The following is a 22631-nucleotide window of genomic DNA, read 5'->3' on the forward strand; positions in this document are numbered from 1 at the left end:
GGGCCGTGTGACGTGTAGTCAATAGATGGAATGGCGTGTCTCGAAGTGTGGGACGCGGGGGAGTGCTTCCCGGCCGCGCCCCTACGGATAGCGCAGGTAGCGGCGGCGCAGGGCCCGGAAGCGGGCCAGTTCCTGCTGCCAGGCGCCGACCACCTCGTCCGTCCCCGCACCCTTGTCGATCATCGTGCGGACGGTCGCGGAACCGGTCAGCCGGTCGATGCCGTGATCCGGCCGCCAGGCGAAGCCGTCCCACACCTGCTTCGCCGTCACCAGCAGCGCGATGCCGGTGCGCACCGGGTCGAACACCGCCCGGTCGCTCACGTGCAGCTGCACCCCGCCGACCGTCCGGCCCTCGAACTTCGAGAACGCGGGCGCGAAGTACGCCTCCCGGAAGTGCACACCGGGCAGGGTGAGTTCCCCGGCCGCCGCGGCCCAACGCCGGTCGATGCCCTCCGCGCCCAGCAGCTCGAACGGGCGGGTGGTGCCGCGCCCCTCGGAGAGGTTGGTGCCCTCGAACAGGCAGGTCCCGGCGTAGACCAGCGCGGTGTCCGGGGTCGGCATGTTCGGGCTCGGTGGCACCCACGGCAGCCCGGTCGCGTCGAAGAAGTCGCCGCGCCGCCACCCGGACATCGCCACCGTCTCCAGCCGCACCCGGCGCCCCGCGTCCGCGGCCACGAACTCCTCGTTGAACAGCCGCGCCAGCTCCGCCGCCGTCATCCCGTGCGCCTGCGCGATCGGCTTGCGGCCGACGAACGACGCGTACGCCGGATCCAGCACCGGCCCCGCCGCGTCCCGCCCGGTCACCGGATTGGGCCGGTCCAGCACCACGAAGCGCTTGCCCGCCAGCGCGGCGGCCACCATGCAGTCGTAGAGCGTCCAGATGTACGTGTAGAACCGCGCGCCGACGTCCTGGATGTCGAAGACGACGGTGTCCACCCCGGACGCGGTGAAGATCTCCGCCAGCTCCCGGCCGCTCCTGCCGTACGTGTCGTACACCGGCAGCCCGGTCGCCGGATCGTCGTACCGCCCCTCCGAACCGCCGGCCTGCGCGGTGCCGCGGAAGCCGTGCTCGGGGCCGAACACCGCGCGCAGCCGCACCCGGGCGTCGGCGTGCAGCACATCGACGATGTGGCGCAGGTCCGCGGTGACGCCGGTGGGGTTGGTGACGATGCCGACGGTGCGGCCGTCGAGGAGGCGGTAGCCGTCGGCGGCGAGCCGGTCGAAGCCGGTGCGCACCGGGCGGCGGGCCGGGGCGGCCGACGGTGCGGCGGCGGACGCGGTGGCGGGCGCGGCGGCGAGCGTCGCACCGGCCGCCCCGGTCGCGGCGAGAGAGCCGAGCAGCAGGCGTCGGGACAGGGTCATGTGCAGCCCTCCGGGAGCGGTGAGCGGACAGGGGCCGTGCCGAGCGCACCGTAACCCGCCGGTGCGCCCCGCGGAACGCGCCGGACATGGCGCGTCCGGCTCTTCCGCTGCCACATACCGACTGGTTAGTCTGCGTCCAGGGAAGTGCCGAACGACCTGGGGAGCCAGCGTGGAAGCCGTACGGGACAAGGCCGTCGTCGTGACCGGGGCGGGCGGAGGGATCGGCGCCGCACTGGCCCGCCGCTTCGCCGCCGAGGGCGCCCGCGTGGTCGTCAACGACCTCGACGCGGCCAAGGCGGAGCACACCGCCGGGGAGATCGGCGCACTCGCCGTCCCCGGGGACGCCTCGGCGGTCGTCCCCGCCGCCCGCGAGGCGCTCGGCGGCGACATCGACGTCTTCTGCGCCAACGCCGGCGTCGGCACCGGCGGCGGCCCCGGCGCACCCGAGGAGGACTGGGCGCTGGCCTGGGACGTCAACGTCATGGCACACGTCCGCGCCGCCCGGGAGCTGCTGCCCGGCTGGCTGGAACGCGGCACCGGCCGCTTCGTCTCCACCGTCTCCGCCGCCGGACTGCTCACCATGATCGAGGCGGCGCCCTACAGCGTCACCAAACACGGCGCGTACGCCTTCGCCGAATGGCTGTCGCTGACCTACCGTCACCGCGGCGTCGCGGTCCACGCCATCTGCCCGCAGGGCGTCCGCACCGACATGCTCGCCGCGACCGGCGCCGCCGGGGAACTGGTCCTCACCCCCACCGCCGTCGAGCCCGAGGCGGTCGCCGACGCCCTCTTCGACGCGATGGCCGCCGACCGCTTCCTGGTCCTGCCGCACCCGGAGGTCGCCGCGTACTACACCGCCCGCGCCACCGAACCGGACCGCTGGCTCGGCAGCATGAACCGCCTCCAGCAGAAGCTGGAGGAGACCGACGGCAGATAGCGCCCCGGGCGCGCGGGCCCGCGCCGCGCGCCCTCCGCCGCTCGGGCCGCGCCCCCCTGCGCGGCCCGCCCCGGGGTGACCGACCATCACCCCGCCCCTCCCCGCACGGCATCCGGCACCCGCCGGGTCCCCGTCCGCCGGCCCACGGGCCGCACCCGGCGGGCCCGGCACCCAGGACGAAAGGGCCGCACCCGATGACCTCCTACCAGGACAAGCCGTGGCTGGCGCAGCTCACCGAGGCGCAGCGCGTCCCCGTCGACCCGCCCGCCTCCCTGCTGCACACCTTCCGCGACGCGGTCCGCCACGCCCCCGACCGCACCGCCCTCGCCTACTTCGACGCCCGCCTCAGCTACGCCGAGACCGACGCGCTCTCCGACGGCGTCGCCGCCCACCTCGCCGCCCGCGGCTTCCGGCCCGGCGACCGCGCCGTGGTGATGCTGCAGAACACCCCGCACTTCGTCTTCGCCCTCCTCGGCGCCTGGAAGGCCGGCGGCATCGTCGTCCCCGTCAACCCCATGTACAAGGCCGGCGAGATGGCCCATGTGCTCTCCGACGCCGAGGTCACCGCCGTCATCTGCGCCGACCACACCTGGGACGCCTTCCTGCGCGAGACCGCCGCCCGGCAGCCGTCCGTCCGGATCGCGCTGACCGCCTGCGAGGCCGGACTCCAGACCCGCGACGACACCCGGGTGCTGCGCCCGGAACGCCTCGGCCCCCGAGGCGGCGCCGACGACCTGCTGGCCGCCGCCCGCACCACCGCCGGGCCGCTCCCCGCCGTCGCCGCCCCGGCCGCCACCGACACCGCGCTGATCAGCTACACCTCCGGCACCAGCGGCACCCCCAAGGGCGCCACCAACACCCACGGCAACCTCTCCTACAACGTCGAGCGGCAGCGCACCGGCCTGCAACTGCCCGCCGGATCCACCTACTACGCCCTCGCCCCGCTCTTCCACATCACCGGCCTGGTCTGCGAACTGGCCGGCGCCTTCGCCAACCGAGGCACCTGCGCGCTCACCTACCGCTTCGACGCGGGCGTCGTCCTGGACGCCTTCCTGGAGTACCGCCCGGCCTTCACCGTCGGCCCCTCGACCGCGTTCATGGCGCTGCTGGCCCACCCGGGCGTCACCCGCGACCACTTCGCCTCCTTCGCGATGATCGCCTCCGGTGGCGCCCCGGTGCCGCCCGCCCTGGTGGCGGCGTTCCGCGCCGGATCCGGCTGCTACCTCCACAACGGCTACGGCCTGACCGAGACCACCGCCACCCTCGCCACCGTCCCGCCCGGCCGCGAGGCGCCCGCCGACCCGGAGTCCGGCACCCTCGCCGTCGGCGTGCCGGGCCCCGACGCCGTCGTCCGGATCGTCGACGAGGCCGGCGCGGACGTGCCGTTCGGCACCCACGGCGAGATCGTGGCCCGCGGCCCGCAGGTCGTCCCCGGCTACTGGCGCCGCCCCGAGGCGAGCGCACAGGCGATACCCGGCGGCGAGCTGCGCACCGGCGACATCGGCTTCATGGACGCCGACGGCTGGCTCTACGTCGTCGACCGCAAGAAGGACATGATCAACGCCTCCGGCTTCAAGGTCTGGCCGCGGGAGGTCGAGGACGTCCTCTACACCCACCCGGCGGTGCGCGAGGCGGCCGTCGTCGGCATCCCGGACGCCTACCGCGGCGAGTCCGTCAAGGCGTACGTCAGCCTGCGGCCCGGCACCGCCCCCAACCCCGCCGAGCTGTCCGGGCACTGCCGTGAGCGGCTCGCCGCGTACAAATGTCCCCGGGAGGTCGAGATCCTGCCCGAGCTGCCGAAGACCACGAGTGGGAAGATCCTCCGGCGGGAGCTGCGTGACCGCGCGCGCCCCGGCGGCCGCTGACCGGCCCGGCTCCCGCGAACGAACCGCGCAACGACGAAGGAACAGGTGACGGCGATGGCCGCAACGAAGGACGGCGACGGCACGAAGCCGGTGGCGCAGCGGCTGCTGGCCACCGCCACCCGCCTCTTCGCGGAGCGCGGCTACGACCGCACCTCCGTCCAGGAGATCGTCGACGCGGCAGGCGTCACCAAGGGCGCCCTCTACCACTACTTCGGCTCCAAGGAGGACCTGCTCCACGAGGTCTACGGCCGGGTGCTCCGCCTCCAGCAGGAGCGCCTGGACCACTTCGCGGACGCCGACGCGCCGGTGGAGCAGCGGCTGCGCGACGCGGCCGCCGATGTCGTCGTCACCACCATCGAGAACCTCGACGACACCAAGATCTTCTTCCGGTCGATGCACCACCTCGGCCCGGAGAAGGACAAGCAGGTACGGGCCGAACGCCGCCGCTACCACGAGCGGTTCCGCGCCCTGATCGAGGAGGGCCAGCGCACCGGCGTCTTCGCCGCCGACGTCCCCGCCGACCTCGTCGTGGACTACCACTTCGGCTCGGTCCACCACCTCGGCACCTGGTACCGCGAGGACGGCCCGCTGACCCCGCAGGAGGTCGCCGATCATCTGGCGGGGCTGCTGCTGCGGGCGTTGCGGCCGTAGGGGGGCCGGCCCTCACCCGGCCCTCGCTCCCCCTCACCCCGGGAACACCGGCGCGCCGCCCCGCGTTGTGGCCCCGCAGGGGGCGCGCCCGACCCCTACGGGACGTGTTCGACCGCGCCCTACGGGCCGCCGCCCGCCCCCCCCGACGCGGTGCGAACGACGCCCCCGACCGGGCGGCCCCTACCGGTACCGCTTCAGCTCCCGCCGCGCCAGCGACCGCTGGTGCACCTCGTCCGGGCCGTCCGCCAGCCGCAGCGTGCGGGCCGCCGCCCACAGTTCGGCCAGCGGGAAGTCCTGGCTGACGCCGCCCGCGCCGTGCAGCTGTACCGCCTTGTCGAGGATGTCCACGACGGTGCGCGGGGTGGCGATCTTGATGGCCTGGATCTCGGTGTGCGCGCCCTTGTTGCCGACGGTGTCCATCAGCCAGGCGGTCTTCAGCACCAGCAGCCGCAGCTGTTCCACCGCGACCCGTGCGTCCGCGATCCACTCCTGCACCACGCCCTGCTGGGCCAGCGGCTTGCCGAACGCCTCCCGGGAGACCGCACGGCGGCACATCAGCTCGATGGCCCGCTCCGCCATCCCGATCAGCCGCATGCAGTGGTGGATCCGCCCGGGACCCAGCCGCGCCTGGGCGATGGCGAAGCCGCCGCCCTCCTCGCCGACGAGGTTCGCCGCCGGCACCCGGACGTTCTCGAACAGCACCTCGGCGTGGCCGCCGTGGTAGTGGTCCTCGTAGCCGTAGACCTGCATCGCGCGCCTGACGGTCAGGCCGGGGGTGTCGCGGGGGACGAGGATCATCGACTGCTGGCGGCGGATGTCCGCGCCGTCCGGGTCGGTCTTGCCCATCACGATGAAGATCCGGCAGTCCGGGTGCATCGCCCCGGAGATGTACCACTTGCGGCCGTTGACGACGTAGTCGCCGGAGCCGTCGGCGGCCTTCTCGATCCGGGTCTCGATGTTGGTCGCGTCCGACGACGCCACGTCCGGCTCGGTCATCGCGAACGCCGAACGGATCTCCCCGGCGAGCAGCGGCTCCAGCCACTCCTTGCGCTGCGCCGCGGTGCCGAACTGCGCGAGCACCTCCATGTTGCCGGTGTCCGGCGCCGCGCAGTTCAGCGCGGTCGGTGCCAGCTGCGGGCTGCGGCCGGTGATCTCGGCGAGCGGGGCGTACTGGAGGTTGGTCAGCCCGGCGCCCAGCTCCGCGTCGGGCAGGAAGAGGTTCCACAGCCCCTGCCGCCGCGCCTCGGCCTTCAGCTCCTCCACCACCGGCGGCGTTTGCCACGGCGAGTCCAGCGCGGCGCGCTGCTCGTCCGCCGTCGCCTCCGCGGGCAGGACGTGCGCGTCCATGAAGGCCAGCAGCCGCGCGCGCAGCTCCTCGGTACGGGCGTCGAATGCGAAGTCCATGGGTGCCTCAGCCTTCCTTGAGGGTGGTGAGTCCGTGATGGATGAAGACGGGCACGAGTTCGCCGATCCGGTCGAACCCGGCGCCGACGGTCTGCCCGAGCGTGTACCGGTAGTGGATGCCCTCCAGGATCACCGCGAGTTTGAACCACGCGAACGCGGTGTACCAGGCGATCGCCGAGGTGTCCCGCCCGGAGCGCTCCGCGTAACGGGCGATCAGCTCACCCGGCGCCGGATGGCCGGGCGCGCCGCTCGTGGTGGAGACCGGCGACTCGGCGAGCCCCAGGTCGGAGCTGTACATCGCCAGCAGCCCGAGGTCGGTCAGCGGGTCGCCGAGGGTGGACATCTCCCAGTCGAGGACGGCCGTGGGGGCGTCGTCCGCGCCGATCAGGACGTTGTCGAGACGGTAGTCGCCGTGGACGACGGACGGTGCGGGCGAGGCGGGCAGCGCCCGGCCGAGACCCTCGTGGAGCGCCTCGATCCCCGGCAGGTCGCGGCCCCGCGAGGCGGACAACTGCTTGCCCCAGCGCCGCAGTTGGCGCTCCAGGAAGCCGTCCGGACGGCCGAAGCCGGTCAGCCCGACGGCCTCCGGGTCGACGGCGTGCAGATCGACGAGCGTGTCGACGAGGGAGAGCACCACCGCCCGGGTCCGTTCGGCCCCCAGCGGCCGCAGCTGCTCCGCGGTCCGGTACGGCACGCCCTCGACCAGCTCCATCACGTAGAACGGCGCCCCGATGACGGACTCGTCCTCGCACAGCAGCAGCGTCTCGGGCACCGGCACCGGCGTGCGGTGCAGCGCGCTGATCACCCGGTGCTCGCGGCCCATGTCGTGCGCGGTGGCCAGGACGTGGCCGAGCGGCGGGCGGCGCACCACCCAGGAGGAGGCGCCGTCGGTGACGCGGTAGGTGAGGTTGGACCGTCCGCCCTCGATCAGCCGGGCGCGCAGCGGGCCCGCGGTCAGGCCCGGCCGTTCGCGCTCCAGATGGCGGCGGAGCGCCTCCGGGTCGAGTCCGGGCGGCGCCTGCGGGTCCGTGCCCGGTGGGGGAGGGGTGCCCTTGCTCATCGTGGTCCTCCATGCGGAGTGGACGGTCGGACGGCGCCGTGCGGGGACGGCGGCGCGGCGGGCGCCCGAGGTCGTCACCGGGCGCCCGCGTACGATCATGCCGACTAGTCGGTATGGAGTCCAGTGCCCCGGCGTGGGGGATGGGTCACGCGGCCCCGGACGCTCGCCCGCGGGGCGCGCGGCGGACCGGCGCGCGCCGGGAGCGCGGAAGGCCGCGCCACGCCCCCGGCGCCGCGTCCGCTCAGGCGTGGCAGGCCACCGGCACCCCGCCGTTCATCGTGGTCATGTCGGCGAACACGGCCCGCACGTCCAGCGGCGCACCGGGCTCGCCGCCCGCCAACTCCGCGTAGGCCCGGTGCAGATTGGCCACCAGCCGCTCACTCTCGGCCAGCTCCGCGAACGGCCCCAGATCGGCGCCGGTGGCCGCCTCCAGCGGGCTCAGCCCGGCCGCGTGACTGCGCCGCGCCAGCGCGTCGACGTAGCGCAGATATGCCTCGACGGTGTCGTACACCTCCGGCCCGGTCACCGGCCCGTGGCCCGGCACCACCGTCGTCGCCGCCAGCGACCGCAGCAGCTCCACCGCGCGCAGCGACCCGGCCAGCGAGCCCATGAGCAGGAACGGCGTCCCGCCGTTGAAGATCAGGTCCCCGGTGAAGACGGTGCGCCGCTCCGGCAGCCACACCACCGTGTCGCCCCGGGTGTGCGCGACGCCCGGGTGGATCAGCCGCGCCTCGATGTCGCCGACGTACAGCGTCAGCGCGTCCGTGTACGTCAGCGACGGCGGCGTCAGCACGATGTCACCGAAGTCGTTCTCCGGCCACATCGCCTCCAACTGGTGCCCCGCCGCGAGGAGTTCGCTGCGGCAGGCGGCGTGTCCGACGATCGTGGCCGCCGGGGCGAAGAGGGCGTTGCCGTAGGTGTGGTCGCCGTGGTGGTGGGTGTTGACGACGGTACGCGGCGCGGGCGCCCCGCTCTCCGCGATCCGCCGCGCCAGCAGCCGGGCCCGCCGCTCGGTCGCCGCGGTGTCCACCAGCAGCGTCGCCTCGCCGTCGGTCACCACCCCGGCGTTGTTCAGACACCAGCCGCCGTCCGGCTGGACGAACGCCGAGACACCAGGGCTCAGTTCGGTCAGCCCCGGCTCGTCGGGGACGGCGGGGGAGTCGGGCGCGGAGGTTCGGGGCACGGTGAGGCTCCTCGGGGTGGCGGTGATCCGTCGCCGCCCGGGGCGGGCCCGGCGCCTCGGGAGGGGGCGGGCCACGGCGTCTCCCGGCGCGGCGCCGCCACCGTATCGCCGGGACACGGGCCGGCGGCGCGGCGCCGACGCGTGGGGCGACGGACGGACGGCGCGCGGCGGAGCCGCACGTGCGGGCCGGGCCCTTGAGGCGGCCCGGACCTTGAGGAACACCCCGCGACCAGCCCGGATACCGGGCCGGCACCGGCTGGGCGGCCCCGGCCGATCCGGTCCCCGGAGGCGGGCCGACCGCACAGGCGCCCCGCGCTCCTACGAGGCGACCGAAGCCGCGCCGCCCCTGCGGGGGGGCCTGAGCCAAGCCGCCTTTCCGAGCAGCCCCCGAGCCGCCGCCCCCTGCGAGGCGACCGAAGCCGATCCGCCCTCCTGAGCGGCCCCTCACCCGCCACCCACCAGAAGCACCCCGCCCAACGCCGCCAACACCACCGTGCACAGCGCCGCGAGCCCCGCCCCGCGGACCCCCAGCACCGCCGGGCGGCCCGCCGCCATCGCCCGCATCCGGCGGTGCGCCACCAGCCCGAACACCAGCCACACCACCCCCGTCAGCGCCACCGCACCGGCGACCGCCGCGCCCGGTGCCGCGCACTGCGTCAGCCGCCGGACGGCCAGCGCCACCACGACCGTGCAGGAGAGCGTCGTCCGCCGCCAGGCCAGCCGGGTGCGCTCCGGCTGCAACCCGGGATCGCGCGCCCCGCACCCGTCCCGCGCCGCGCCCACGCTCAGCGCGTCCAGCCGACCGCGACGAGCACCACCATCGCGGCGGCCAGCACCCCCACGACCACCGCCAGCAGCGACGGGAACCGCGACACCGGCAGATCCTCACCGCGCCGCATCGCCCGCTCGCACCGCACCCAGTGGTTCACCGCCCGCACCGCACACAGCGCCCCCGCCACCAGCAGCGCCACCGTGAAGACCGTCCGCAGCCCCGGATGCAGCCGCGGCAGGAACTGATCCACCGCGAAACCGCCGCCGACCAGCGCAAGCCCCGTCCGCAGCCACGCCAGCAGGGTCCGCTCGTTCGCCAGCGAGAAGCGGTAGTCGGGCGTCCGCCCCTCCTCGCCGATCCGCGCGGGCGACCACCACAGCCGCACCGTCTCCCGCACCGACCGCAGATCGACGTTCACGGCCGCGCCCCGGCCCGCCGCGCCGCCATCAGCTGGCCCCGCCGGCGTGCCACTCCCGCAGCCGCCGGTACGCCGCCACCCCGTCCGGCGTCCACGGCCACTCCGTCAGCCGCCGCGCCAGCTCCTCCTCGGTGACGAAGGCGTGCCAGGCCACCTCCGACTCCTGCGGCGCCACCGGCAGCGTGCACCGCACCTCGTACACCGCCGACCACCACGAGCCGCCGCCCCCTTCGTAGAGGAACGAGAAGCGGTGCTCGGGCCGGTCGAGCCCGTGGACGCCCAGCTCCTCCTCGGCCTCCCGCAGCGCCGCGTCGTCGTAGCTCTCCCCGGCGCCCACCACCCCGCCGACGAACATGTCGTAACGCCCGGGGAAGACCAGCTTCCGGTCCGTTCTGCGGTGGATGAAGATCCGGTCCTCGGCGTCCCTGACCAGGATGAACGTGCAGCGGTGCCGGAGCCCTCGGGCATACGCCTCGCCGCGCGGCGCCTGGCCCACCACCCGGTCCCTCTCATCGACGATGTCGAGCACTTCGTCCGCGTCGAGCGGTTGCTGATCGGTCATGCCGCCATGCAACCACCGGTGCGCCCCCGCCGGAACGCCGGGCCCGGCCGGCGGCCGGCTCAGCGCGGCGCCGGCGCCCGCGCCCGGGGATGCGGCCCCGACCCCGGCGGCATCGCCGGATGGCGGCCGATCAGCACGATCCCCACCACGATCGCCACGATCCCCGCCGCCTGCCAGGCCAGCGCACCCGGCGTCATCCGCAGCCGGTCGCCCAGGAACCCGACCCCGCACGCGATCCCGGCCAGCGGCTGCGCCGCCGTCAGCGCCGGGAGCGACAGCCGCAGCGGCGCCGTCTCGAACGCGCTCTGCACCAGCACCAGCGCCGTCACCCCGAGCGCCACCACCGCGTACGGCTGCCAGCTCGTCGCCACCGCCGACCAGCCGCCGGCGGTGAACCTGTCCCCGCTCATCCGCGTCAGCGCGTCCTGCAACCCGTACAGCAGCCCCGCCGCGGTGCCCAGCAGCGCCGCCTCCAGCGCCATCCACATCCGCTTCGCGACCGCCGTCAGCAGCAGCGCCGTGCCCAGGACCACGCCGATGATCAGCCACTGCCGCAGCGGGTCGGCGGTCGCCTGCCCGCCGTGCGGTTGCCCCGCCACGATGAACGCCGTCACCCCGCCCGCCAGCAGCCACAGCCCGGCCCATCCGCTGCGCCCCAGCCGCTGCTTGGTCAGCCACCGCGACAGCGCCATCGCGAACAGCAAATTGGTCGCCAGCAACGGCTCGACCAGCGTGATGTCCCCCATCCCCAGCGCGAACGCCCCCAGCGCCATCCCGCACACCATCAGCCCGATCCCGGCGAGCCAGCGCGGCATCCGCGCCAGATCGAGCAGCAGCCGCAGCGAGAGGAAGTCCTTCATCGGCGCGTGCTGCGCGGCCGCCTGCTGGAGGACGAAACCCAGGCCCAGGCAACAGGCCGCACCGAGGGCCAGCAGAATCACGGTCACGGACATACACCTCGTATCGGGCGGTATGGAGGTGAGGCCGAGGATAGCCACCCGGCCCGCCCGTCGAGGTGGCCGCCGCCACCTCGGCCTGCCGCGCCGCGCGCCCTCCCACCGTCCCGCGGCGCCCGCCGCCACCCCATGCCTACCGGTCGGTACAACCTGTTGACGCCCGCACCGAGCTGCGCGGAGGATCGGATCACCACGGCATCCGGGACCTCCAAGGCGCCCCGGTGAGGAGAGCTGACGATGGCGTACGACGCTGATGTGATCGTGATCGGAGCGGGCCTGGCCGGCCTCGCGGCCACCGCGGAACTGGCCGACGCGGGGCGGAAGGTGATCCTCCTCGACCAGGAACCCGAACAGTCCCTCGGCGGCCAGGCCCACTGGTCCTTCGGCGGCCTCTTCCTCGTCGACTCACCCGAGCAGCGCCGCCTGCGCATCCGCGACAGCCACGACCTGGCCTGGCAGGACTGGCTCGGCACCGCCGGATTCGACCGCCCCGAGGACCACTGGCCCCGCAAATGGGCCGAGGCGTACGTCGACTTCGCCGCCGGCGAGAAGCGCCCCTGGCTGCACCGCCAGGGCGTCCGCTTCTTCCCCGTCGTCGGCTGGGCCGAACGCGGCGGCTACGACGCGACCGGCCACGGCAACTCCGTCCCGCGCTTCCACATCACCTGGGGCACCGGCCCCGGCCTCGTCGCCCCCTTCGCCCGCCGGGTGCGCGCCGGCGCCGCGCGCGGCCTGGTGGACCTCCGCTTCCGCCACCGCGTCACCGGCCTGACCGGCACCGCCGGCGCCGTCGACACCGTCAGCGGCGACCTCCTCGTCCCCTCCGACGCCGAACGCGGCACCCCCAGCAGCCGCGAGACGTCCGGCGCCTTCACGCTCCGCGCCCAGGCCGTGATCGTCACCTCCGGCGGCATCGGCGGCAACCACGACCTGGTCCGCGCCAACTGGCCGGAACGGCTCGGCACCCCGCCGCGCCACATGCTCTCCGGCGTCCCCGCCCACGTCGACGGCGCGATGCTCGGCATCGCCGAGAAGGCCGGCGCCCACCTCATCAACCGCGACCGGATGTGGCACTACACCGAGGGCATCGACAACTGGAACCCGATCTGGCCGCAGCACGGCATCCGGATCCTCTCCGGCCCCTCCCCGCTCTGGCTGGACGCGACCGGCAAGCGCCTGCCGGTGCCGCTCTTCCCCGGCTTCGACACCCTCGGCACCCTCGACCACATCATGCGCACCGGCCACGACCACACCTGGTTCGTGCTCACCCGGAAGATCATCGAGAAGGAGTTCACCCTCTCCGGCTCCGAACAGAACCCGGACCTGACCGGCAAATCCGTCCGCGACGTCCTCGGCCGCGCCCGCGGCGGCGCCCCCGGCCCCGTCCAGGCCTTCCTCGACCACGGCACCGACTTCCTCACCGCCCGCACCCTGCCCGCACTCGTCCGCCAGATGAACGACCTGACCGGCGAACCACTGATCGACGAGAGGGCGCTGCACCGCGAAATCGCCGCCCGCGACCGCGAGATCGCCCACCCCTTCACCAAGGACCTCCAGGTCACGGCCCTGCACGGCGCCCGCAAATACCTCGGCGACCGCCTCATCCGCACCGCCGCCCCGCACCGCCTCCTCGACCCGAAGGCGGGCCCGCTCATCGCCGTACGCCTCCACATCCTCACCCGCAAAACCCTCGGCGGCCTGGAGACCGACCTCTCCTCCCGCGTCCTGACCGCCGACGGCACCCCCCTCCCCGGCGTCTACGCGGCAGGCGAAGCCGCCGGCTTCGGCGGCGGCGGCGTCCACGGCTACCGCTCCCTGGAAGGCACCTTCCTCGGCGGCTGCCTCTTCTCGGGCCGAACGGCGGGACGGGCGGCGGCCCGCGCGGTCGCCTGATCGCCGCGACGCTGTGCCGCTGCGCCGCCGGGACGGGCGTACGTGACGGGGCGAGGGCGGGCGGACGCCTCCGGGACCGGCGCTACGGAGCCGGCCCGAGCGCCATGACCGGGGGGACGAGGACGTGACGGCCGGGGCCGAGCCGGGCACCGGGCCGCGCGGCGGGCGCTACGGCCACAGGCCGCGCGCACCACGGGCCAAGGCCGCCGCCCTCACCCCTCCAGCGCCTCCCGCACCCGCCGCGACACCGTGAACGCGTACAGATCCAGCACCCCGGGCGGCTCGGCGATCCCCGGCCCGCCGGCCCGTATCCACTCCGCGATGTCCGCCAGCGCGTCGTCGTCGTTGACCAGTCCCAGCCACACCGGACGCCCGCCCGCGGCCCGCCCGGCGGCCGACGGCTGCACCACCACGACGTTCGCCTGATCGCAGACGTCCAGGCACTCCGAGGCGCGCACCGGCGCGGCGCCGCCCAGCGCCGCCCGCAGCCGCGGAATCTGCCCGGCATGATCGACACCGGGAATCTTCGCCCCGTCACCACAGCAGCAACCACGGCAGACGGTGACCCGGCACGGAGCTGCGGCGGCCGCCCGCCCGGAACGCTTGGTACTCATCCGGCCCATGCTACGTGCGCCGCTGACGCCCCCTCCGCCCGCCCGAAACGCTCCACGCCCTCGCCTGCGCACACCACGACGGCAGCGGCCGAACCTCCGGGAGAACAAGAGCGGGACCACGCCCCGCAAGCCGACCGCCACCCCCGCGGCGCGCGCTCAGAAGTGCCGCACCAACTCGCCGAACGCCCCGAGCCGCAGCACCTTCCCGTCCGCCGGATCCAGCTCCGCGTGTTCCAGCACCCACGTCCGGTCGTGCGGGATGAACACGGCGTTCAGCCCAGCCGACCGGGCCGGAAGGATGTCCGACCGCGGCGAGTTGCCGATCATCCACGCCTCCGCGGGAGCCACCCCGTACTCCCGCACCAGCTCCTCGTACGTGGTGACGTCCTTCTCCGGCACGATGTGCACGCCCCGGAAATGCTTGCTCAGCCCGGACGCGGCCACCTTGCGCCGCTGCTCCTCCGCCTCGCCCTTGGTGAGCATCAGCAGCTCATGACGGGCCGCCAGCTCCGCCAGAGTCTGCGGCACCCCGTCGATCAGCTCCACCGTCCCGCCGTCGAACGCCGCCGCCCACCCCTCGATCCGCGCCGCCTCCCGCGCATTCGCCGCCCGCCCCCGCAGCCGCGCCAGACACTCCCCGAGACTGCGCAGAAAGACCTTGCTGCCGTACCCGTACGTCACCGCGTTCGCCGCCTCGATCCCGTCGAGCACGGCCCGCACCTCGTCCCGCCCGAGCCCGGGACGCTCCATCCAGTCCACGAACTCCTCGATGACCCGCTCGAAGATCACGTTGTTCTCCCACAACGTGTCATCCGCATCAAAGATCAGCACCCGCACACCCTTCCCATCCCACACCGTCCACCCAACGGCGCGCAGGCTACGGCCCCGGCCCTGCGGGCGCACCGGAATTACCCGCCCCCGCACCCGCAAGACAACGCAAAAAGACCCCAGATCAACTGGGGTCTTTCGCTGGTGTCCGAGGGGGGACTTGAACCCCCACGCCCGATAAAGGGCACTAGCACCTCAAGCTAGCGCGTCTGCCATTCCGCCACCCGGACAAGGTGTCTGCCGTTCCGGCCTGGGCCGTTCCGACAGAGAAAACAATAGCAAACCTTTCGGGGTGCTCGATCACCCGCACGCCGGGGCCGGTGCGCGCCTGTGACCAGGGCATGTCGGCCGTATTGCGGCCTTGGGCGGAGCCCGCCCCGGGGGGAGGATGGCGGTGGACCCCGCCGCGGCCGGTCCCTGGGTGGGCGTGCCGCGGCCGTGAACCCCAAGGAGGCAGCGTGAGTGAGTCACAGCCGGCCCGTACGGTCACCGGCGAGGACGAGGTCGTCGACCTGTGCCGGGACCTGATCCGGATCGACACCAGCAACTACGGCGACCACTCCGGACCCGGCGAGCGGGCCGCCGCGGAGTACGTGGCGGAGAAGCTCGCGGAGGTCGGGCTGGAGCCGCAGATCTTCGAATCCCACAAGGGCCGGGCCTCGACGGTCGCCCGTATCGAGGGCGAGGACAGCTCCCGTCCGGCCCTGCTCATCCACGGCCACACCGACGTCGTCCCGGCCAACGCCGACGACTGGACCCATCACCCGTTCTCCGGCGAGATCGCCGACGGGTGCGTCTGGGGCCGCGGCGCCGTGGACATGAAGGACATGGACGCGATGACGCTGGCGGTCGTCCGCGACCGGATGCGCTCCGGCCGCAAGCCGCCCCGCGACATCGTCCTGGCCTTCCTCGCCGACGAGGAGGCCGGCGGCACCTACGGCGCCCGCCACCTCGTCGACAACCACCCCGGTCTCTTCGAGGGCGTCACCGAGGCGATCAGCGAGGTCGGCGGCTTCTCGTTCACCGTCAACGAGAACCTGCGGCTCTACCTCGTCGAGACGGCGCAGAAGGGCATGCACTGGATGAAGCTCACCGTGGACGGCACCGCCGGACACGGTTCGATGATCCACCGCGACAACGCCATCACCGAACTCTCCGAGGCCGTCGGCCGGCTGGGCCGTCACGAGTTCCCCGTGCGCGTGACCAAGACGCTCCGCCACTTCCTGGACGAACTGGGCGACGCCCTGGGCACCGAACTCGACCCGGAGGACATGGAGGAGACGCTGGCGAAGCTCGGCGGCATCGCCAAGCTGATCGGCGCCTCCCTCAAGAACACCGCCAACCCCACCCAGCTCGGCTCCGGTTACAAGGTCAACGTCATTCCCGGCCAGGCCACCGCCCATGTCGACGGCCGCTTCCTGCCCGGCTACGAAGAGGAGTTCCTGGCCGATCTCGACCGTCTCCTCGGCCCGCGCGTCAAGCGCGAGGACGTCCATGCCGACAAGGCGCTGGAGACCAGCTTCGACGGCGCCCTGGTCGAGGCGATGCAGTCGTCGCTGCTGGCCGAGGACCCGATCGCGAAGGCCGTGCCGTACATGCTCTCGGCCGGTACCGATGCCAAGTCGTTCGACCGGCTGGGCATTCGCGGCTTCGGGTTCGCGCCGCTGAAGCTGCCGCCGGAGCTGGACTTCGCGGGCATGTTCCACGGCGTGGACGAGCGGGTGCCGGTGGACGGGCTGAAGTTCGGCGTCCGTGTGCTGGACCGTTTCATCGACGCGAGCTGACCGCCCCGACTAGGGGTGAACTGCCCAATACTGAGGGGTTTTTCGCTGGAAAGAGTGAATACTGAGCCATCTTCGTAGCCTGAAAGTTCTCTGCATCGTTGCAGGCTGTGCGGTCCGCGGCTGGGATCGCACTGCCAAACGTAGGAGGATTTACATGATCAAGAAGGTCGTCGCTGCCGCGGCGCTCACCGGTGGATTCGTGCTCGCCGGCGCGGGCCTGGCCGTTGCCGACTCGGGAGCCCAGGGTGCCTCTGTCGGCTCCCCGGGCGTGGTCTCCGGCAACGTGATTCAGATCCCGCTGCACGTCCCGGTGAACGTCTGCGGTAACACGGTCAACCTGATCGGGCTGCTGAACCCCGCCTTCGGCAACACCTGCATCAACGACTGAGGCTGCATCTGCACCCGCAAGGGTCCGATCCGGTCGGCTCCGGAACGCCTCGCGTTCCGGAGCCGCTGGGGATTTCGGCGGGCGGCAGGCTTTCGCTTCCGTCCGCATTCGCAAGGTACGAGGCAGGGGAACAACCTATGAGACAGGTCGCACGCAAGGGCCTGATCACCGTGGCGGCTGCAGGCGGCATCCTCGCCGCCACGGTCGGCTACGCACACGCCGACGCGGGCGCCCAGGGTGGCGCGGCGAACTCGCCCGGCGTCGCATCCGGCAACAACGTGCAGGTCCCGGTCCATGTACCGGTCAACGCCTGCGGCAACACCGTCGACGTCGTGGGGCTGCTCAATCCCGCGTTCGGCAACACGTGCGTCAACGACTCCGGTGGGCACCGGACTTCGCCGGGTGACGGCCACCACGACCAGGGCGGCAAGTCCGCAGGTCAGGGCGGCGGGCATGGCGGGCACGGCGCGACCGCGGAGGGCGGCGCCGTCGGTTCGCCGGGCGTCGCGTCCGGCAACGACGTCCAGGTGCCGGTCGACATTCCGGTCAACGCCTGCGGCAACAGCGCCGACGTCGTGGGGCTGCTCAACCCCACGTTCGGCAACGAGTGCGGCAACGGCGCCGTGCCGACCCGTCCGGTCGAGCCGGGGCACCCGGCGGAGCCCGGAAACCCGGAGCAGCCGCAGCGCCCCGGTGAGCCGGTGAAGGAGCACCCCTCGACACCGTCCACGCCGGGACCGCGGCCGCAGACGGCGTCGCACGTCAAGATCGCCGACACTCCGGAGCCGACGCGCGAGCTCGCGCACACCGGCGCCGGGCCGATCGGGTACGCGGCGTCGGCAAGCGCCGGTCTGATGCTCGGCGGCGCGCTGCTCTACCGCAGGGCCCGCACCGCACGCAGGTGAGGTAGCGCCGGCACGGCAATGCAGCACGAAGCGGGCCCCGCACACCGGCGGGGCCCGCTTTGCGTTGCCGTGAAAGACCGCGCGTAGTCGCTTCCCGTAGTCGCTTCCCGTAGTCGCTCCCCGTGGTCGCCGCGCGGCGGTGGGTGCGCACCCTCGGGGGCGGTACGTCGTACCCCGCCGGGCACGGCGTACCGCTCGCCCGCGCCGTCAGCGGGCGGCGGGAACCGTCACCACGTGGCGCGGAGCTGGCGGATGATCCGGCGGCGCAGTCGCACCCGGCGGCTGCCGTCGGGATTCAGGCGCAGGCGGTCCAACTCCCAGTGTCCGTACTCGGCGTGGTCGGTCAGCAGGCGTGTGGCGGCCTTACGGGAGACCCCCCGCGGCACGTACACATCGCAGAATTCGTATTCCGGCATCGCATCTATTGTGCGGGACCGGCCCCGGTACGGATAGCGTCTGCACCATGTCTGATGCTGCGCAGCCTTCCGCTGCCGAGGTACGTGCCGCCGCCGAGGCGGTCAAAGCCGCACTGGACCGTCACCTCGACGCGGTGGAACGCCGCTCGGGGCAGGACGATCCCGCCGTCTACGCCGCGTTCGACGAACTCGCCGCCGCGGCGGAGGTCTACGACGAGCTGCTCTACGACACCTACGACGAAGTCACCCCCTTCGAGATCCCCGGAAGCGACCATCTCCCCGCCTACCAGGGGCCGGAGGAACCCAGCGCGCTGAGCGTGCTGATCCGCCGGGACTACGCGGTCGCCGATCCGCAACGACTGCTCCATCAGGCACAACGCGTCGCCGACCTCGACCCGGACACCGCGGACGACGTGGCCCGCGCCCCCGGGGAGAGCGGCGCCGCGGTGGTGGGCTCCAGCGTGTACGCGGCGCTCGGCGTGCTCTTCGGCGAGTTCGAGCCGGACGAAATCGCCTCCCGGCACAAGGAGTTCGGCCTGGAGGAGGGCGACTCCACGCTCTGGGTCGCGGCCGCCGACGACGCGCCGGAGCCGGGGGAGTGGCTGTCGGAGCCGTTCGAGGACATCGATCCGCAGCAGGTCGTCTGCCGGTTCGACGTCAGCTCGGTCTTCGACGAGGAGCTGGACGAGGAGGAGGACGCCCGGGGAGGGGGCGCGCGGGGACGCTGAGCCGTTCTGCCCGCGCCCTGCCCGCCCGGCGGTGGACCCGACGGGGCCGACGGGTTCGAGGCCGACTGCCCCGGGGAGCCGGGAGCGCCTGTGCGTTCCGGCTTCCCGGGGCAGCGGGCTGCCGGGGCCCGTCCCGGCGGGTGCGGCGGGACGGCCCTGCCGCCTGCCCGGCCGTCCGCCTGCCCGGCCGTCCGGCGGCGCGGGCCGGGGCGCCCCGCCGCCTCCCGCCTCAGTCCATCTGCGTGGCCTCCGTCGAGGCCTGGACGATCTGCTGCTGGAGCAGGGTGCGCAGGCGGGTGGTGCGCTCCTTGGCCGGGATGTCGGCGACGGCGCGGGGGAGGGCCTGGTCCACGCCCTGGACCACCGACAGATGGCGTTCGCCGCGGCTGAAGGCGGTGTAGACCCAGGCGCGGTTCAGCCCCTGGGCGGCGTCGCCGGGCAGCACGACGACGGCCGCGGGCCAGCGCATCCCGGCCGCCTGGTGGGCGGTGAGCGCCCAGCCGTGCCGGACCGCGCCGCCCTCGACGCGGGCGCGGTCGACCACGAGCGCCGTGCCGTCGCAGTCCAGCCGCAGGCCGTCGGCGTCCGCGCCGGTCACCGTGGCGGGCACGGTGCGCCCCGGGGCGGGGGAGTAGGCGACGCGGTCCCCGGGGTCGAAGCCGCCGAACCGGCCCGGGCCCGGATTGAGCCGTTCCTTGAGCGCGGCGTTGAGCGCGCGGGTGCCGGCCGAGCCGCCGTGGCCGACGGTGATGACCTGCGTCTCCCGCGGCGGCACGCCCAGCGCCCTGGGCACCGAGTCGGCCACCAGCTGAACCGTGCGGTGCACCGCCTCCCGGGCGTCCCGTACGGGGACGATCACCACCTCCTTGCCGGGCGCCTCGACCGGGCTCAGCTCCCCGATGCCGATGCCGGAGACCAGCTCCCCGATCGGGCCGAAGTCCGGGGTGCGCGAGGCGATCTGCGGGCAGCAGCGGGCGGCCAGCAGATCGGCGAAGAGGCGGCCGGGCCCCGCGGACCAGAGGACCCCCGGGTCACCGCTGAGCACCAGCCGGACCCCGTCGGCCAGCGACTCGATGAGCACCGCCGCGGTCTCCAGGTCCAGCTGCGGTGCGTCGAGGACGACGAGGAGATCGAGGGCGAGCGCCCCGTCCGCGTCCCGGCCCGGACCCTCCCGGCCCGACAGCAGCCCGGCGACGGTGACGGCCGCCGCACCGGCGTCCGCCGCCGCTCCCGCGGAGTCCGCAGCGGCGAGCTGGGCGGCGAGCCGGGCGCGGCCGTTGCCGGTGTGGGCGGCGGCGTAGGCGCGCAGGCCCAGGGCGCGGGCGGCGGCGACCAGTGCGGCGGGCTCGGCGCGGGCCGCCTCGGCGCCGGTGTGCGCCACCAGGCCGCTGTGCGCCACGGCCCGGATCAGCTCGGCCGCGGAGGCGGAGGGAGCCGCCGCTGCCGCGGCCTCCCACTGCGCCGCGGAGGGCCGTGCCCGCTCCCCGGCCGACGCGCCCTCACCGGCGGGCTCACCAGGGGCGTTCTCCTCGGCGGGCTCACCAGGGACGCGCTTCTCGGCGGGCCGGCCAGGGGCGTTCTCGCCGACGGCACCGCTTCCGTCCTCGGGGACCGCGGCCTCGTCGCCGGGGCCCGCGGTCCGCTCGGTCGCCTCGCCGCCCTCTGCGCCGGCGCCGTCCCCGGCCTCCTCGCCCTCTGTGCCGCCGCCTTCCCCGGCCTCCTCCACGGCTTCCGGCCCGGCCTCTCCGGCTTCCGGTTCCGCTGCCTCGACGGCCTCCGGCCCGGTGTGCGGCCCGGCCTCTTCGGACTCGGCCTCCGCGCCGTCCGGCTCCGCTTCCGCCGCGTCGAACGTGCTGAGCAGGCGGGCCAGTCCGTCGGCGACGCTCTCCTCGGCCATCGCGTAGCGGTCGAGGCCCAGCAGCTCGCGGACCGGGACCTCCTCCTCGTCCTCCTGGGCGGGCCGGTTCGCGTCCGGGGTGTCGAGGGCGTCCTGGAAGCCGAGGGCGACGCCCTCGGCGAGGGCGATCTGCAGGGCCTCGACCGGATCCGGCACCGCCCGCTGGGCGAGCGCCTTCTGCAGCGCCGAGGCCTCCAGCGCGGAGTGTCCGGCCAGCGCGGCCTGCTCCAGCAGCCAGCCGACGAGCGCCACCGCGCGCCGCTCGTCGCCGGGCCCGCAGGCGGAGCCCAGCAGCGCCCGTGCGAAGGTGTCGGCCTGCTCGGGCCGTACGCCGGGCACCGCGAGGAGCTGCCACGGGTCCTCGCGCAGCGCCTCTCCGGCCCGCTCGCCGAGCACCTCGGCCGCCTTGCCCGCCAGCGCCTCCGGGGCGCCGCCCGCCGCCAGCACCTGGCGTACGCCGTCGATCCCCTCGGCGGTGGGCGGCAGCGGACGCGGCGGCGCGGCCGGCTCCGGCGGCCGGACCCCGGCGGACGGAGCCGCGGCCCGCGCCGGAGCGCCGCCGGGCGCGGCCGGAGCGCCCTGCGCAGGCCGTGCGCCGCCCGCCGGACCTGCCGCGGGAGGCGTCGCTGCGGGCCGGGCTGCCGGGGGCCGCGGCGCGTCGTTGAAGAAGGAAGCGGCGGAGCGCTCGCCGCTCTCCACCGCCCGCACGGCGGCCGCCAGCGCCGCCGCCGTGGCCTTGCCGCCCGAAGCCGGGGCGCCGGATGCCGCACCACCGGAGGCCCGCGCCGCCCCGGCCGCACCCGGCTCCGCCTCGCCCGCGGCTTGCTCGGCCCCGGCCCGGCCCGCCGGCGCGTCACCCGAAGGAGCGGCCGCCCGGTCGCCCGGGGAAGCCGTCCCCGCCGGGCCCTCCGAAGCCGTCGGCTCCTCCGGAGCGCTCGCCTCCGCGGCGGCGGGCGGGCTGCCCGGCGCGGCCTCCTGCTCGGGCGCGGTCTCGCCGGCGGGGCGGTCGGTGCTCACAGCGTGCTCCAGTGGTGATCGGGATAGTGGTGGTCCGGGGCCGAGACGTCGTCCAGCGCCCGGGTGATCTCGTCAGGAAGCGTAAGCGCCTCCACTGACAATGCCGCCGCGAGCTGCGCCGATGTGCGGGCGCCGACGATCGGGGCGACGACGCCGGGGCGGTCGCGCACCCATGCGAGCGCGACGTGGAGCGGGGTGACGGCGAGCCCGTCGGCCGCCGTGGTGACCGCGTCGACGATGCCGTCGCTCCGCTTGTCCAGATACGGCGCGACGAACCCGGCCAGCCGCTCCGACGCGCCCCGCGAACCGTCCGGGACGGCGCGGCGGTACTTGCCGGTGAGCACCCCGCGGCCCAGCGGTGAGGCGGGCAGCAGGCCGAGGCCCAGATCGCGGGCGGCGGGCAGCGCCTCCCGCTCCACGCCGCGCTGCAGCAGCGAGTACTCCAGCTGGGCACTGGCCAGCCGGGTGCGCACCGCGGGCTCGGCCAGCTGCCAGGTGGCGGCCTTGGCCAGCTGCCAGCCGGAGAAGCCGGTGAGCCCGGCGTAGCGCGCCCGGCCGCTGCTGACGGCGGTGTCCAGCGCCTGCAGCGTCTCCTCCAGCGGGGTGTACGGGTCGAAGGCGTGCAGTTGCCAGAGGTCGACGTGGTCGGTGCCCAGGCGGCGCAGCGAGGCGTCCAGCGCGGTCAGCAGATGGCGGCGCGAGCCGTCCACCCGGCGGTCCGGTGCCAGGACGCTGCCCGCCTTCGTGGCGATCACCAGGTCGGCGCGCGGGACGAGGCCCGTCAGCAGCCGTCCGAGCAACAGCTCGGCGCCGCCGTCGGCGTATATGTCCGCGGTGTCGACGAGGCTGCCGCCCGCCTCCCAGAACGTTCTGAGCTGTTCGGCCGCACCCCGCTCGTCGGTGTCGCGCGCCCAGGTGAGTGTGCCGAGCCCGATACGGGACACGCGCAGACCCGTACGGCCGAGATGCCGTTGCTCCATGCGGACCGAGG

21 protein-coding genes and 1 tRNA gene are annotated in these 22631 nt (G+C 74.5%); 8 read left to right on the forward strand and 14 right to left on the reverse strand.

The window, feature by feature from the left end; translation table 11 throughout:
• Window positions 1-81 precede the first annotated feature (81 nt).
• Window positions 82-1362 (reverse strand): exo-beta-N-acetylmuramidase NamZ family protein, encoded by a 1281-nt coding sequence (locus ABT345_RS26190; protein WP_345093220.1) that lies wholly within the window; start codon window positions 1360-1362, stop codon window positions 82-84.
• A gap of 169 nt (window positions 1363-1531) precedes the next feature.
• On the opposite strand from ABT345_RS26190, the gene ABT345_RS26195 reads away from it, so the two are divergent.
• The 3 genes from ABT345_RS26195 (at window position 1532) to ABT345_RS26205 (ending at window position 4815) form a co-directional block, all read left to right on the forward strand.
• The gene (locus ABT345_RS26195) at window positions 1532-2299 is read left to right on the forward strand and encodes an SDR family oxidoreductase (protein WP_345093217.1); all 768 of its coding nucleotides are present in this window, start codon (window positions 1532-1534) and stop codon (window positions 2297-2299) included.
• A 194-nt stretch (window positions 2300-2493) separates the two neighbouring features.
• Window positions 2494-4164, forward strand: a complete 1671-nt coding sequence (locus ABT345_RS26200) for a class I adenylate-forming enzyme family protein (protein WP_345093213.1) — start codon at window positions 2494-2496, stop codon at window positions 4162-4164.
• A 54-nt stretch (window positions 4165-4218) separates the two neighbouring features.
• Window positions 4219-4815: a TetR/AcrR family transcriptional regulator gene (locus tag ABT345_RS26205; RefSeq protein WP_345093211.1), complete on the forward strand. Its 597-nt coding sequence runs from the start codon at window positions 4219-4221 to the stop codon at window positions 4813-4815.
• 180 nt (window positions 4816-4995) lie between these two features.
• On the opposite strand, the gene ABT345_RS26210 is transcribed toward ABT345_RS26205, so the two are convergent.
• The 7 genes from ABT345_RS26210 to ABT345_RS26240 all read right to left on the reverse strand — a co-directional run bounded on the left by ABT345_RS26210 (window position 4996) and on the right by ABT345_RS26240 (window position 11167).
• A complete protein-coding gene (locus ABT345_RS26210; protein WP_345093209.1) occupies window positions 4996-6219 on the reverse strand; it encodes an acyl-CoA dehydrogenase family protein in 1224 nt (407 codons plus the stop codon).
• A gap of 7 nt (window positions 6220-6226) precedes the next feature.
• Complete coding sequence (locus ABT345_RS26215; protein WP_345093206.1) at window positions 6227-7279, reverse strand: phosphotransferase family protein; 1053 nt, start codon at window positions 7277-7279, stop codon at window positions 6227-6229.
• A gap of 241 nt (window positions 7280-7520) precedes the next feature.
• A complete protein-coding gene (locus tag ABT345_RS26220; RefSeq protein ID WP_345093203.1) occupies window positions 7521-8462 on the reverse strand; it encodes an MBL fold metallo-hydrolase in 942 nt (313 codons plus the stop codon).
• A gap of 444 nt (window positions 8463-8906) precedes the next feature.
• Window positions 8907-9203 carry a DUF202 domain-containing protein gene (locus ABT345_RS26225; protein WP_345093201.1) on the reverse strand — a complete coding sequence of 99 codons (297 nt, stop codon included), beginning with the start codon at window positions 9201-9203 and terminating at the stop codon, window positions 8907-8909.
• A gap of 44 nt (window positions 9204-9247) precedes the next feature.
• Window positions 9248-9640 carry a YidH family protein gene (locus ABT345_RS26230; RefSeq protein ID WP_345093556.1) on the reverse strand — a complete coding sequence of 131 codons (393 nt, stop codon included), beginning with the start codon at window positions 9638-9640 and terminating at the stop codon, window positions 9248-9250.
• A 40-nt stretch (window positions 9641-9680) separates the two neighbouring features.
• Window positions 9681-10214: an NUDIX hydrolase gene (locus ABT345_RS26235; RefSeq protein WP_345093198.1), complete on the reverse strand. Its 534-nt coding sequence runs from the start codon at window positions 10212-10214 to the stop codon at window positions 9681-9683.
• A gap of 59 nt (window positions 10215-10273) precedes the next feature.
• Window positions 10274-11167, reverse strand: coding sequence for a DMT family transporter (locus ABT345_RS26240; RefSeq protein WP_345093195.1), 894 nt, complete (start codon window positions 11165-11167; stop codon window positions 10274-10276).
• A 240-nt stretch (window positions 11168-11407) separates the two neighbouring features.
• Here ABT345_RS26240 and ABT345_RS26245 point away from each other — a divergent pair, with 240 nt between their 5' ends.
• A complete protein-coding gene (locus tag ABT345_RS26245) occupies window positions 11408-13063 on the forward strand; it encodes an FAD-binding dehydrogenase (RefSeq protein ID WP_345093192.1) in 1656 nt (551 codons plus the stop codon).
• Window positions 13064-13275: 212 nt separating this feature from the next.
• Here ABT345_RS26245 and ABT345_RS26250 read toward each other — a convergent pair whose 3' ends face one another.
• From ABT345_RS26250 to ABT345_RS26260, 3 genes are all read right to left on the reverse strand, one after another.
• Complete coding sequence (locus tag ABT345_RS26250) at window positions 13276-13677, reverse strand: (2Fe-2S) ferredoxin domain-containing protein (protein WP_345093191.1); 402 nt, start codon at window positions 13675-13677, stop codon at window positions 13276-13278.
• Window positions 13678-13833: 156 nt separating this feature from the next.
• Window positions 13834-14508: an HAD family hydrolase gene (locus ABT345_RS26255; RefSeq protein WP_345093188.1), complete on the reverse strand. Its 675-nt coding sequence runs from the start codon at window positions 14506-14508 to the stop codon at window positions 13834-13836.
• A gap of 139 nt (window positions 14509-14647) precedes the next feature.
• Window positions 14648-14735 (reverse strand) — tRNA-Leu (locus ABT345_RS26260).
• A 228-nt stretch (window positions 14736-14963) separates the two neighbouring features.
• On the opposite strand from ABT345_RS26260, the gene ABT345_RS26265 reads away from it, so the two are divergent.
• The 3 genes from ABT345_RS26265 to ABT345_RS26275 all read left to right on the forward strand — a co-directional run bounded on the left by ABT345_RS26265 (window position 14964) and on the right by ABT345_RS26275 (window position 17582).
• Window positions 14964-16289 (forward strand): M20/M25/M40 family metallo-hydrolase, encoded by a 1326-nt coding sequence (locus tag ABT345_RS26265; RefSeq protein WP_345093186.1) that lies wholly within the window; start codon window positions 14964-14966, stop codon window positions 16287-16289.
• 154 nt (window positions 16290-16443) lie between these two features.
• Window positions 16444-16677 (forward strand): chaplin, encoded by a 234-nt coding sequence (locus ABT345_RS26270; protein WP_345093183.1) that lies wholly within the window; start codon window positions 16444-16446, stop codon window positions 16675-16677.
• Window positions 16678-16814: 137 nt separating this feature from the next.
• Window positions 16815-17582: a chaplin gene (locus tag ABT345_RS26275; protein ID WP_345093180.1), complete on the forward strand. Its 768-nt coding sequence runs from the start codon at window positions 16815-16817 to the stop codon at window positions 17580-17582.
• 227 nt (window positions 17583-17809) lie between these two features.
• Here the strand turns inward: ABT345_RS26275 and ABT345_RS26280 are convergent, their stop codons facing one another.
• A complete protein-coding gene (locus ABT345_RS26280; RefSeq protein ID WP_018537156.1) occupies window positions 17810-17998 on the reverse strand; it encodes a DUF5703 family protein in 189 nt (62 codons plus the stop codon).
• Between the two features lie 47 nt (window positions 17999-18045).
• Here ABT345_RS26280 and ABT345_RS26285 point away from each other — a divergent pair, with 47 nt between their 5' ends.
• Window positions 18046-18726 carry a hypothetical protein gene (locus tag ABT345_RS26285; protein ID WP_345093177.1) on the forward strand — a complete coding sequence of 227 codons (681 nt, stop codon included), beginning with the start codon at window positions 18046-18048 and terminating at the stop codon, window positions 18724-18726.
• Window positions 18727-18955: 229 nt separating this feature from the next.
• Here ABT345_RS26285 and ABT345_RS26290 read toward each other — a convergent pair whose 3' ends face one another.
• Together ABT345_RS26290 and ABT345_RS26295 are read right to left on the reverse strand one after the other, a co-directional pair.
• Window positions 18956-21640 (reverse strand): helix-hairpin-helix domain-containing protein, encoded by a 2685-nt coding sequence (locus tag ABT345_RS26290; RefSeq protein ID WP_345093174.1) that lies wholly within the window; start codon window positions 21638-21640, stop codon window positions 18956-18958.
• Window positions 21637-22620, reverse strand: coding sequence for an aldo/keto reductase (locus tag ABT345_RS26295; protein ID WP_345093171.1), 984 nt, complete (start codon window positions 22618-22620; stop codon window positions 21637-21639). The genes ABT345_RS26290 and ABT345_RS26295 overlap by 4 nt, the downstream gene beginning before the upstream one ends.
• Window positions 22621-22631: the final 11 nt, after the last annotated feature.

Source organism: Streptomyces sp. NPDC000404, from assembly GCF_040300365.1.
GTDB lineage: Bacteria > Actinomycetota > Actinomycetes > Streptomycetales > Streptomycetaceae > Streptomyces > Streptomyces ramulosus.

Coding starts and splice junctions, on each gene's coding strand:
- ABT345_RS26270 (WP_345093183.1), top strand. CDS start 16,444: ATGATCAAGAAGGTCGTCGCTGCCGCGGCGCTCACCGGTGGATTCGTG.
- ABT345_RS26275 (WP_345093180.1), top strand. CDS start 16,815: ATGAGACAGGTCGCACGCAAGGGCCTGATCACCGTGGCGGCTGCAGGC.
- ABT345_RS26280 (WP_018537156.1), bottom strand. CDS start 17,998: ATGCCGGAATACGAATTCTGCGATGTGTACGTGCCGCGGGGGGTCTCC.
- ABT345_RS26200 (WP_345093213.1), top strand. CDS start 2,494: ATGACCTCCTACCAGGACAAGCCGTGGCTGGCGCAGCTCACCGAGGCG.
- ABT345_RS26190 (WP_345093220.1), bottom strand. CDS start 1,362: ATGACCCTGTCCCGACGCCTGCTGCTCGGCTCTCTCGCCGCGACCGGG.
- ABT345_RS26285 (WP_345093177.1), top strand. CDS start 18,046: ATGTCTGATGCTGCGCAGCCTTCCGCTGCCGAGGTACGTGCCGCCGCC.
- ABT345_RS26210 (WP_345093209.1), bottom strand. CDS start 6,219: ATGGACTTCGCATTCGACGCCCGTACCGAGGAGCTGCGCGCGCGGCTG.
- ABT345_RS26205 (WP_345093211.1), top strand. CDS start 4,219: ATGGCCGCAACGAAGGACGGCGACGGCACGAAGCCGGTGGCGCAGCGG.
- ABT345_RS26245 (WP_345093192.1), top strand. CDS start 11,408: ATGGCGTACGACGCTGATGTGATCGTGATCGGAGCGGGCCTGGCCGGC.
- ABT345_RS26240 (WP_345093195.1), bottom strand. CDS start 11,167: ATGTCCGTGACCGTGATTCTGCTGGCCCTCGGTGCGGCCTGTTGCCTG.
- ABT345_RS26235 (WP_345093198.1), bottom strand. CDS start 10,214: ATGACCGATCAGCAACCGCTCGACGCGGACGAAGTGCTCGACATCGTC.
- ABT345_RS26215 (WP_345093206.1), bottom strand. CDS start 7,279: ATGAGCAAGGGCACCCCTCCCCCACCGGGCACGGACCCGCAGGCGCCG.
- ABT345_RS26295 (WP_345093171.1), bottom strand. CDS start 22,620: ATGGAGCAACGGCATCTCGGCCGTACGGGTCTGCGCGTGTCCCGTATC.
- ABT345_RS26250 (WP_345093191.1), bottom strand. CDS start 13,677: ATGAGTACCAAGCGTTCCGGGCGGGCGGCCGCCGCAGCTCCGTGCCGG.